Raw genomic sequence first — 10096 nt, forward strand, 5'->3', positions numbered from 1 at the left:
TCCCTTATTCCGCCGCGACCTTGCGCGCGGCCCGTTTCTGCGCATGGGCCAGCAGCCCCTCGCGCACCCAGGCGCCATCGTCCCAGGCGCGGTTGCGCGCGGCCAGGCGTTCCACGTTGCACGGGCCGCCACCCTTCACGACGGTGAAGAACTCGTCCCAATCCGGTTCGGTGAAATCGTAGCCGCCCTTCTCCTCGTTCCATTTCAGGTCGGGGTCCGGCACCGTCAGGCCCAGATACTCGGCCTGCGGCACGGTCTGATCGACGAATTTCTGGCGCAGCTCGTCATTGGTGTTGATCTTGATCTTCCACGCCATCGACTGCGCGGAATGGACCGAGTCCTTGTCGGACGGCCCGAACATCATCAGCGACGGATACCACATGCGGTTGAGCGCATCCTGCGCCATCTTTTTCTGCGCGGGCGTGCCGTTCGCCATCTTCATCATGATGTCGTAGCCCTGCCGCTGGTGGAACGACTCCTCCTTGCAGATGCGGATCATGGCGCGACTATAGGGCCCGTAGGAGGTGCGTTGCAGCGGCACCTGGTTCATGATCGCGGCCCCGTCGACCAGCCAGCCGACCGCGCCCATATCGGCCCAGTTGAGCGTCGGGTAGTTGAAGATCGAGGAATACTTCATCTTGCCCGAGAGCAGCATCTCGGTCAGCTCATCGCGCGTCACGCCAAGCGTTTCGGCGGCGGAATAGAGGTAGAGGCCATGCCCCGCCTCATCCTGCACCTTGGCCAGCAGGATGGCCTTCCTTTCCAGCGTCGGCGCGCGGGTGATCCAGTTGCCTTCGGGCAATTGGCCGACGATCTCGGAATGGGCGTGCTGGCCGATCTGGCGGATCAGCGTGGCGCGATAGTCATCGGGCATCCAGTCGCGCGGCTCGATCTTGATGTCGGCGTCGATCTTGTCCTGAAAATCGCGTTCCTGGTCGGTCATTTCCTCGCGGGGTTTGATCCCGGTTCCGGCCGTCTTCACCATTTGGGCATACATGTTTCGTCCTCCCATTCCTGTTTTTCGCGCAACTTGATCCGAAAACCGGTTCCCACTTTTCGGGTTGCGCTACACGCGTTCCAGGATCAAGGCAGCGCCCTGTCCGACCCCCACGCACATGGTGCACAGCGCATAGCGCCCGCCGGTGCGTTTCAACTGATAGGCCGCCGTCATCACCAGGCGCGCGCCCGACATGCCAAGCGGGTGGCCAAGCGCGATGGCCCCGCCATTGGGGTTCACATGGGGGGCGTCATCGGGGATACCAAGTTCCCGCAGGCAGGCCAGGCCCTGTGCGGCGAAGGCCTCGTTCAACTCTATCACATCCATGTCGGAAATGCTCAGCCCCGTGCGCGCCAGGACCTTGCGGGTGGCGGGCACCGGGCCGATGCCCATGATGCGCGGCGCGACGCCTGCCGCCGCCATGCCGACGACGCGGGCGATGGGGGTGAGGCCGTTCGCCTCCGCCGCCGTGCCCGAGGCCATCAGCAGCGCCGCAGCCCCATCGTTGACGCCGCTGGCATTGCCTGCCGTGACGCTGAGGTCGGGGCCGTTCACGCCCTTGAGCTTGGCCAGTTTCGCCGCATCCGTGCCGGGGCGCGGGTGTTCGTCGGTATCGACCGTGATCGCCTCGCCCTTGCGCTGCGGGATCGTGACCGGGGTGATCTCATCGGCGAAAACACCTGCCTCATGTGCCGCCTGCCAACGGGCCTGGCTAAGCGCGGCGAAGGCGTCCTGATCTTCGCGGCTGACACCATACTCGGCGGCGACGTTATCGGCGGTCTGGGGCATGGAATCGGTGCCGTGTTTCGCCTGCATCCTGGGGTTCACGAAGCGCCAGCCGATGGTGGTGTCATGGACCGCGTTGGCGCGGGTGAAGGCGGTGGTGGCTTTCGGCATGACAAACGGCGCGCGGCTCATGCTTTCCACCCCGCCCGCGATGGCGAGGTCATAGTCGCCCGCCTTGATCGCGCGCGCGACCATGCCGACCGCGTCCATACCGGAGGCGCAAAGCCGGTTCACCGTGGTCCCCGGCACGTCCTGTGGCAGGCCCGCCAGCAGCGCCGCCATGCGGGCCACGTTGCGGTTGTCTTCGCCCGCCTGGTTGGCATCGCCATAGATCACGTCATCGACGCTGGCCCAATCCACCTGCCTGTTGCGCGCCATCAGCGCGGCGATGGGATGGGCCGCCAGATCGTCGGCCCGGACCGAGGACAAGGCCCCGCCATAGCGCCCGATCGGCGTGCGTGTGGCGTCGCAGATGAATGCATCCATTGGCGTCGGACTCCCCTTGGCTCGCGCGGTCAATAGCTGACCGCACGGTCGGGATATGGGCTTTGCCGATTCGACGCAAGGGAAATGTTACGACATCCGGCGCACATCGGTTTCGGCTGTAACACGCGATGTCGACATCGCGTGGGCGCGGCCCGTCGATGGGCCGCATCCCTTCACCGCGCGTAAGGATCCTTCAACGCGGGCAGCAGCTTGCCCTCGCAAGGGCCAAACCCGATCCGGTAACCGTCGCCCTTCGCCACGCCATGCAGCTCCAGCGTATCGCCATCTTCCAGGAAACTCCGCTCCTCGCCGGTCTCCAGCGTCACCGGCTCCTTGCCGCCCCAACTCAGCTCCAACAGCGACCCGCGCTGCGATGTCTCGGGGCCGGAGATGGTGCCGGAGCCCAGAAGATCGCCCACCCGCATCGGGCAACCGCTTGTCGTGTGATGGGCCAGTTGCTGCGCGGCGGAGTAATACATCTGGCTGTAATTGGTGCGCGCGATGGTGCTGGCCGCCTTGCCCTCGGGGGCGAGCGTCACGGCGAGGTCGATGTCATAGAGCATCGGGCCCGCGTCCTTCAGATGCGGCAACAACTCCTTCTCGCGCGCGGGCGTGTCGCAGCGGAAGGGTTCCAGAGCCGCCGCCGTGACGATCCAGGGGCTGATCGTGGTCGCCGTCGCCTTGGCCTGGAACGGCCCCAGAGGCTGGTATTCCCAGGCCTGGATGTCGCGGGCCGACCAATCGTTGAGCAGCACGTAGCCGAAGATCATCGCATCGGCCTCGGCGACCGTCACCGGCCCTTGCGAGGGCGTGCCGACAATCGCGCCCATCTCAAGCTCAAGGTCGAAGCGTTTGCAGGGCGCCCAGATAGGGGCCTCCATGTCGGGGCCTTTCAACTGGCCCCAGGGGCGGCGCACATCGGTGCCCGACACAACGACCGAGGACGCGCGCCCGTTATAGCCGATGGGGATATGCAGCCAGTTCGGCGGCAGCGCGTTTTCCGCGCCCCGAAACATCGTGCCGACATTCACCGCGTGGTTCTTGCCTGCGTAGAAGTCGGTGTATTCGCTCACGTCAAAGGGCATGTGCATCGTGGCATCCGCCATCGGCACCAGGAAGGGCTCGGCCCGGCGATCCATGCCGGTCTTCTCGCTCAACAGCACGATCAGCGCCTGCCGAAAGCCCTGCCAAGCCTCGGACCCGAGTGCCATGAAGGCGTTCCACGAGGGCTTGGTGAAGACCGGCGGATCGCCCGCCGACAGCACGCCCTCGGCCTCCAGCGCCTGCACGTCGAGGATGAAATCGCCAATGGCCACGCCGCAGCGCGGCCCCTTGCCCTCGGTGGAGAACACGCCATAGGGCAGGTTGTTCAGCGGAAAGTCGCAGTCGGGCGCATTCGCGCTCTCGACCCAGGAACGGCGCAGGTCACTCATCGGTTTCTCCTTCAGTCGGCATCAGGCTGGTTTTCGGGCCGCGCGGCGTCGAAGGCCGACAGGGCCAGCGCGCGGGATTCGATCTCGGTCAGGCGGGTCAGCGGGGCCAGGTCGACGCCCCACCGATGCGCGTTGTAAAGCTGAGGGATCAGGCAGATATCGGCCCAGCTCGGGCGGTCGCCGAAGCAGAAATCACCCGTCGGCGCGATCATCTGCTGAAACGCGGCCAGGTTTCGCGTCATGAAATGCACCATCCAGGCGATCCCGCCCTCGGCATCCGCGCCGTATTCCCGTTTCAGGTGAACGACGACGCCCACATTCGTCACCGGCTGCGTATCCATCGCGATGACATGGGCGGCAGCCAGCATCCGGGCGCGCGCCAGCGGCTCCTCCGGGACCAGCGCGGGGCTCGGATAGGTCGCCTCCAGCCAATCCAGGATCGCCATGGATTGCGTCAGTTCGGTGCCATCCTCCAACACCAGCACCGGCACGAAGCCCGAGGGGTTATGCACCAGGTAATCCGGCGCGCCCTGTTCGCCCCTGACGAGGTGGACGGGGATGCTCTCCCACGCCAACCCTTTCAGGCCCAGCGCGATACGCACCCGGTAGGAACAGGAAGATCGCCAATAGGTATAGAGTTTCATCGGTCCCGATCCCGTCACGTTTCGCCGCAGCTTACCCAAGCCATGGGGCCGGGTCGAACGGCTTTTCCGTCACCCACCCCAATAGGCCCGCGCCGAGGGAACGCGGCCAAACTGAAGGTGGAAATCATCCAGTTGCGGCGGGTCGATCCCGGCCTCCAGCACCATGGTATGGGCCTGCCCGCGATGGTGGATCTGGTGCTGCACCAGATGCAGGATCAGCGCGCCGACCTCCTCCTGCACGGGTCCGTCCTGCCGCTCCGTGATGCGGGTCTGGGTCAGGGTCTCCTCGGTCAGGTCGCTGCAGAACCGCGCGAACCGCAGATCGACATCGGCCTGCGCGCGGGCCAGGTCCGCGACCTGCGCGATCTCCTCCCGCTCATAGACCGACCGCCCGCGCCCGCCCGCCTCCAGCGCATCGACATAGTAGAGGTCGACCTCGTGGATATGGTTAAGCGTTTCGCGCAGCGACGGGAAGAAACCGGGGCGCGGCGCGGCGAACTCGGCCGCACTCATCCCCGCGATGGCCCCATAGAGCGTCGCGTTGGCCCAGGCATTGTTCAACGCCATGGTTCGGTAGGGGTTCGGTGTCATCGGCGCGGATCCTCAACTTCGTGGCGCTTATCCGCTCCGATTTTGTAACCGTCAACCGATCAGCGGGCGGTGGCCAGGATCGCGTCGAGGTCCAGGTGCCGCGCCATGTGCTCGGCCAGATCGTCCAGCACCGCATCGACGCCTGCGCCGTAGCTGGCCGCGCCCGCAACCGCGCCGAACCCTTCCAGGTAGGCCCGCCGGAACGTATCGCTTGCGAAAAGCCCGTGCAGATAGGTGCCCTGAATCTCCCCGTAGAGGGTCGAGGCCCCCTCGGGCCGGTCACCCACATGCGCGAAGGGCCGCGCCCGATCAGGGCCGTCGCTCTGCCCGATATGGATCTCGTAGCCCGAGACCTCGTGCCCGGTGAAGACATGCCGCGCCGTCACCCGTTCCAGGCTCTTGTCGCGCGACATCACCGTTTCGATGCCGAGAAGCCCGAGCCCTTCGGTGCTGCCCGGCGGCCCCTCGATCCCTTCGGGGTCGTGAATGGCGGTGCCGAGCATCTGGTAGCCGCCGCAAAGCCCGAGCACCTGCCCCCCCCGCCTGATATGGGCGGCAAGGTCCACATCCCACCCCTCGATGCGCAGGTAAGCCAGGTCGGCGCGGGTGGATTTCGTGCCCGGCAGGATCACGAGGTCGGTATCGCCGGGGATGGCCTGCCCCGCCCGGATCATCGTCAGCGACACGCCCGGCTCCTGCGCCAGCGGGTCGAGATCGTCGAAATTCGCGATGCGCTCGAAGGTCAGGCAGGCGATCTTGAGGCCTTGCCCCGCGCTCCTGCCCCTTATGTCCAGCGCATCTTCGGCGGGCAGCCTGGCGGCATCCGCGAAAAAGGGCAGGACACCGAAGCCGCGCCAGCCGGTGCGCGCCTCGATCAGTCTGTATCCGTCGTCGAAAAGGCTCACATCGCCGCGAAACTTGTTGATGAGGAAGCCCGCGATCATGTCGGCATCGCCCGGATCCAGCACCGCCTGGGTGCCGACGATCTGCGCGATCACCCCGCCCCGGTCGATATCGCCCGCCAGGATAACGGGGACATCCGCGGCCCGCGCAAAGCCCATATTGGCGATGTCGCCCGCCCGCAGGTTGACCTCCGCCGGACTGCCAGCGCCTTCGACGATCACCAGGTCATGCGCCGCCTTGAGGCGTCTGAAGCTCTCCAGCACGCGGGGCAACAGTCGCGGCTTGAGATCGGCATAGCCGCGCGCCTTCACCGTGGTCAGCCGTAGCCCATGCACCACGACCTGCGCGCCGATCTCCGATTCGGGCTTGAGCAGGATCGGGTTCATATCCGTCACCGGCTCCAGCCCCGCCGCCTGCGCCTGCAAAGCCTGCGCGCGCCCGATCTCGCCGCCATCTACCGTGACGGCGGCATTGTTCGACATGTTCTGCGGCTTGAACGGGGCCACCGACAGCCCCCGCCTGCGCGCGGCCCTGCAGAGCCCCGCCACCAGCAGCGACTTGCCCACATTCGAGCCCGCCCCCTGGATCATCAGGGCCGTCACCTTGCACACCCCGCTCGGCCCCGAGAGGGCGGGGTAAGCGCGGCGGCAAGAGCGCGGGAACCAGAACCAGCCCCGCAGGATCGAGGTTGACAGGAAATGATGAACAAATCCCTACCATCTTCCTGGTGACAAATACTCAAGCCCCGCCCCCCGCCGCGCGCAAGAGATCGGCGGGCAGGAACGCCTCCACAGCCGCGCTCGCGATCACCGTAATCGAGCCACTGTCCGGGTTGGTGACGTTCAGTCCCCCACGGACGGCCCGCACCGAGACCTCGCCCCGCGGCAACCCCGCCCGCAACGCGTCACAATCCACCTCACCCGGCACCTGCACGCCAACCGTGACCCGCACCTCCATCGCCGCATGGTCGATCCCGAGCGCCTCGAATAGCGGGATCGAGGAGTGCCGGATCGCATCCTCGATCGCACGGGCCGCCGCCTTGGTGTAGTCCCGCCCGTAGAGATCGTTGCCCATCCCCATCTCGATGATGAACCGCTGCATCACGCGCCCTCCCGGTCGAAGGAGACCGAGATCGCGGCATTGGCGATCACCGTCGGGGCGCCATCCGGACGCGGCACGTCCAGCCCGCCCTCGACGATGCGCAGATCGACATGGCCATATGGAAACACCGCCGCGACCCGGTCCCGATCGACACGCGACGGCGCAGCGACACCGATCTCGACGGTGATCCGCATCTCGGATTTCTCGCGCCCGAACAGGCCGGCGAGGTTGATCGAGTTGTGCCACAGCGCATCCCGAACCGCCCGAATGGCGGCTTCGGTGTAATCCTGTCGGCGCAGGCTGGTACCCATGCCGAACTCGGTCAGAAGCCGCGGACCGGTCATGAAAGGACTCGCAGCAGAGGACAAAGGCACAATCTTGGAGGCAGCCCCCGTGACAGATGTCGGAGCCTCCGGCGGAGGTATTTCGAGCAAAATGAAAGCATGGATGCACAAGAGACACGCCACGCCCAGTGCTGACAGATCAGGTTAGGCGCGGCGCTTTCACTTTGCGCGGTCATCGGGACCTCTCCCTGTACCGCTTCACCACCCTGGCAGGCAAATCCTAACAAACCATTGCTTTCATTTTGCCGAAAATACCTCGGGGTCCGGGGCAGAGCCCCGGCGGGTCGGATTGCCGAAGGCAATTCGAGGCCAAAGTCAAAACTCCACCCCCTTCTGCCCCTTTATCCCGGACCGGAACGGGTGCTTGACCAATGTCATCTCGGTCACAAGGTCAGCCAGGTCGATCAGGTCGTCCTTGGCGTTCCGACCGGTCAGCACCACATGCGTCATCTCGGGTTTTTCCTCCGCGAGGAACCGCACGACCTCGGCCAGATCGAGGTAGTCATAACGCAGCGCGATGTTGATCTCGTCCAGCAGCACCATCCGAATCGCGGGATCGCGGATCAGCTCCTTCGCCTTCTCCCACCCTTTCTCCGCCATCTCGATATCGCGGGTCTTGTCCTGGGTTTCCCAGGTGAAGCCCTCGCCCATCGCGTGAAACTGGCACAGATCGCTGAAATTGCCCTCCAGCAGCCGCCGCTCGCCGGTATCCCAGGCCCCCTTGATGAACTGCACCACGGCGCAGGGCATCCCATGCGCGATGCAGCGCAGGATCATGCCGAACCCGGAGGAGGACTTGCCCTTGCCCGGTCCGGTATGCACGATGATCAGCCCCTTCTCACCCTCCTTCTTCGCCATGATCTTGTCGCGCGCGGCTTTCTTCTTGGCCATCTTCTGCGCATGGCGGTCTTCGTCGGAAAGCGGTGTGTCGGTCATCTGGCGTCATCCTCATGCTTGACAAAGGGCTCGGTGATGGAGCAGGTGCGTAGCCGTGCTGGTTCCTGTCTTAGGACAGGCGAAGAGGGAATGCGACAGGCTTTGCGACCGATCACCGGTGGAAAGCCGCAAGCGCAGCCGCCCCCGCGACCGTGACCGGAGAATGGCCCCCGTATCCCACTGGCATCGACCGGGAAGGGTGAGGGGTCGCCGGGGCATCGCTCCGATATCCGCAAGCCGGGAGACCTGCCAGCACGGGACGGATGGATGAAGACCGCGCGAACGGGGTGTTTCGGGCTGGCTTTGGGGGCATGTGGCCAATTCGCCCCCGGCTGGCTTTTCCCCTTTTCCCGCATCGACCAAAGGGGGCCCGCGCATGGCTCAGGTGACACTCACGGTCTGCACGACCTGCCGCAAGACGGTGGATGGCACCCGCGTGGCCGAGGAGCCGCGCCCGGGCCTGCGCCTCTATGAGGCCCTCCGCGCAGCCGACCTGCCCGACGGCGTGCGCGTGATCGGCAATGAATGCCTCTCCGCCTGCGACAATGGCTGCTCGCTGGTGCTCTCCGGCGGGCCGGAGCGCTGGACCTATATCTACAGCCATCTCGATCCCGACACCCATGTCGATGAGATCCTCAAGGGCGCCGCCGCCTATGCCGCCACCGATGACGGCATCGTCCCCTGGCGCGACCGTCCCGTCATCTTCCGCAAGCAGAGCCTTGCCCGTATCCCCCCGCAAAAGGACTGAGCCGATGTCTGAGCTTTCCAAGATCCCCGTCACCGTCATCACCGGCTTTCTGGGCGCGGGCAAGACCACGCTCATCCGCCACCTGATGGCGAACCCGCAGGGCAAGCGTCTGGCGGTCCTGGTCAACGAATTCGGCACGGCGGGCGTCGATGGCGATATCCTGAAATCCTGCGCCGATGAAAACTGCCCCGAGAATAACATCGTGGAGCTTGCCAATGGCTGCATCTGCTGCACCGTGGCCGATGATTTCATCCCCACGATCCAGGCGCTGATGGCCCTGCCGGAGACGCCCGAGCACATCCTTATCGAGACGAGCGGTTTGGCCCTGCCCAAACCGCTGCTCAAGGCCTTCGACTGGCCCGCGATCCGCAGCCGCATCACCGTCGACGGCGTCATCGCGCTGGCCGATGCCGAGGCCGTGGCGGCGGGCCGCTTCGCCCCGGATGTGGACGCCGTGCAAAAGCAGCGTGAGGCCGATGACAGCCTCGATCACGACACACCGCTTGGCGAGGTGTTCGAGGATCAGATCTCCTGCGCCGATATCATCCTGCTCTCCAAGGCCGATCTGGCCGGCGCGGACGGGCTGGCCAAGGCGAAAGCCGTGATCGAAGCCGAGATGCCGCGCAAGGTGCCGCTGATCGCCATGACGGAAGGCGTCATCGACCCGCGCGTCGTGCTTGGCCTGGGCGCGGCGGCCGAGGACGATCTGGATGCCCGCCCAAGCCATCATGACGGCGCGGATGACCATGAACATGACGATTTCGACAGCGTCGTGATCGAGCTGGATGAGGTAGAGAACCCCAAGGCGCTTGAGGCCGCGATCCTGCGGCTGGCGCGCGAGCAAGGGGCGCTCAGGGTCAAGGGGTATATCGCGGTGACAGGCAAACCGATGCGGATGTTGGTGCAAGCCGTGGGGGAGAGGTTGCGCACGCAGTATGACCGGCCCTGGGGCGAGACGCCCCGCCGCTCGCAGCTGGTGGTGATCGGCGAGCATGACAATATCGACGCCGCAAGGATTCGCGCTGTTCTGGAGGGCTAGATAGTGCCACACCGTTTGCCCCACGCGCCCAAAACGATGCGTCGACGCATCGTTGTCACCGGGCGTCGATGCCCGGTCGCGCGCCAGG

At 65.6% G+C, this 10096-nt stretch carries 11 protein-coding genes and 1 riboswitch; of the genes, 2 read left to right on the forward strand and 9 right to left on the reverse strand.

Annotated features, from left to right (window positions below):
• Nucleotides 1-4 precede the first annotated feature (4 nt).
• From paaA to cobO, 9 genes are all read right to left on the reverse strand, one after another.
• A complete protein-coding gene (gene paaA / locus HNS34_RS15010; protein WP_172320915.1) occupies nucleotides 5-997 on the reverse strand; it encodes a 1,2-phenylacetyl-CoA epoxidase subunit PaaA in 993 nt (330 codons plus the stop codon).
• Between the two features lie 69 nt (nucleotides 998-1066).
• The gene (pcaF, locus tag HNS34_RS15015; RefSeq protein WP_172320916.1) at nucleotides 1067-2269 is read right to left on the reverse strand and encodes a 3-oxoadipyl-CoA thiolase; all 1203 of its coding nucleotides are present in this window, start codon (nucleotides 2267-2269) and stop codon (nucleotides 1067-1069) included.
• 173 nt (nucleotides 2270-2442) lie between these two features.
• Entirely contained in the window at nucleotides 2443-3702 is a 1260-nt protein-coding gene (fahA, locus tag HNS34_RS15020; protein ID WP_172320917.1) for a fumarylacetoacetase, read from the reverse strand.
• Nucleotides 3703-3713: 11 nt separating this feature from the next.
• The gene (gene maiA, locus HNS34_RS15025; protein ID WP_172320918.1) at nucleotides 3714-4346 is read right to left on the reverse strand and encodes a maleylacetoacetate isomerase; all 633 of its coding nucleotides are present in this window, start codon (nucleotides 4344-4346) and stop codon (nucleotides 3714-3716) included.
• Between the two features lie 69 nt (nucleotides 4347-4415).
• The gene (locus HNS34_RS15030; protein ID WP_235952751.1) at nucleotides 4416-4937 is read right to left on the reverse strand and encodes a DinB family protein; all 522 of its coding nucleotides are present in this window, start codon (nucleotides 4935-4937) and stop codon (nucleotides 4416-4418) included.
• 59 nt (nucleotides 4938-4996) lie between these two features.
• Nucleotides 4997-6442, reverse strand: a complete 1446-nt coding sequence (locus HNS34_RS15035; RefSeq protein WP_172320919.1) for a cobyric acid synthase — start codon at nucleotides 6440-6442, stop codon at nucleotides 4997-4999.
• A 136-nt stretch (nucleotides 6443-6578) separates the two neighbouring features.
• Nucleotides 6579-6941 carry a Lin0512 family protein gene (locus HNS34_RS15040; protein WP_172320920.1) on the reverse strand — a complete coding sequence of 121 codons (363 nt, stop codon included), beginning with the start codon at nucleotides 6939-6941 and terminating at the stop codon, nucleotides 6579-6581.
• Nucleotides 6941-7285, reverse strand: a complete 345-nt coding sequence (locus tag HNS34_RS15045) for a Lin0512 family protein (protein ID WP_172320921.1) — start codon at nucleotides 7283-7285, stop codon at nucleotides 6941-6943. Before HNS34_RS15045 ends, HNS34_RS15040 begins: the two co-directional genes overlap by 1 nt.
• 315 nt (nucleotides 7286-7600) lie before the next feature.
• Complete coding sequence (gene cobO / locus HNS34_RS15050; RefSeq protein ID WP_172320922.1) at nucleotides 7601-8221, reverse strand: cob(I)yrinic acid a,c-diamide adenosyltransferase; 621 nt, start codon at nucleotides 8219-8221, stop codon at nucleotides 7601-7603.
• Nucleotides 8222-8263: 42 nt separating this feature from the next.
• Nucleotides 8264-8489, forward strand: a riboswitch (cobalamin riboswitch).
• A 108-nt stretch (nucleotides 8490-8597) separates the two neighbouring features.
• On the opposite strand from cobO, the gene HNS34_RS15055 reads away from it, so the two are divergent.
• A complete protein-coding gene (locus HNS34_RS15055) occupies nucleotides 8598-8969 on the forward strand; it encodes a DUF1636 family protein (RefSeq protein WP_172320923.1) in 372 nt (123 codons plus the stop codon).
• 4 nt (nucleotides 8970-8973) lie between these two features.
• Complete coding sequence (gene cobW, locus HNS34_RS15060; RefSeq protein WP_172320924.1) at nucleotides 8974-10008, forward strand: cobalamin biosynthesis protein CobW; 1035 nt, start codon at nucleotides 8974-8976, stop codon at nucleotides 10006-10008.
• Nucleotides 10009-10096: the final 88 nt, after the last annotated feature.

The sequence above is a fragment of the Alterinioella nitratireducens genome (genome assembly GCF_013155465.1).
Lineage (GTDB): Bacteria > Pseudomonadota > Alphaproteobacteria > Rhodobacterales > Rhodobacteraceae > Alterinioella > Alterinioella nitratireducens.

What these genes read in the sequence shown, in the direction of transcription:
- paaA (WP_172320915.1), bottom strand. Translation starts at nt 997, where the DNA reads ATGTATGCCCAAATGGTGAAGACGGCCGGAACCGGGATCAAACCCCGC.
- pcaF (WP_172320916.1), bottom strand. Translation starts at nt 2,269, where the DNA reads ATGGATGCATTCATCTGCGACGCCACACGCACGCCGATCGGGCGCTAT.
- fahA (WP_172320917.1), bottom strand. Translation starts at nt 3,702, where the DNA reads ATGAGTGACCTGCGCCGTTCCTGGGTCGAGAGCGCGAATGCGCCCGAC.
- maiA (WP_172320918.1), bottom strand. Translation starts at nt 4,346, where the DNA reads ATGAAACTCTATACCTATTGGCGATCTTCCTGTTCCTACCGGGTGCGT.
- HNS34_RS15030 (WP_235952751.1), bottom strand. Translation starts at nt 4,937, where the DNA reads ATGACACCGAACCCCTACCGAACCATGGCGTTGAACAATGCCTGGGCC.
- HNS34_RS15040 (WP_172320920.1), bottom strand. Translation starts at nt 6,941, where the DNA reads ATGCAGCGGTTCATCATCGAGATGGGGATGGGCAACGATCTCTACGGG.
- HNS34_RS15045 (WP_172320921.1), bottom strand. Translation starts at nt 7,285, where the DNA reads ATGACCGGTCCGCGGCTTCTGACCGAGTTCGGCATGGGTACCAGCCTG.
- cobO (WP_172320922.1), bottom strand. Translation starts at nt 8,221, where the DNA reads ATGACCGACACACCGCTTTCCGACGAAGACCGCCATGCGCAGAAGATG.
- HNS34_RS15055 (WP_172320923.1), top strand. Translation starts at nt 8,598, where the DNA reads ATGGCTCAGGTGACACTCACGGTCTGCACGACCTGCCGCAAGACGGTG.
- cobW (WP_172320924.1), top strand. Translation starts at nt 8,974, where the DNA reads ATGTCTGAGCTTTCCAAGATCCCCGTCACCGTCATCACCGGCTTTCTG.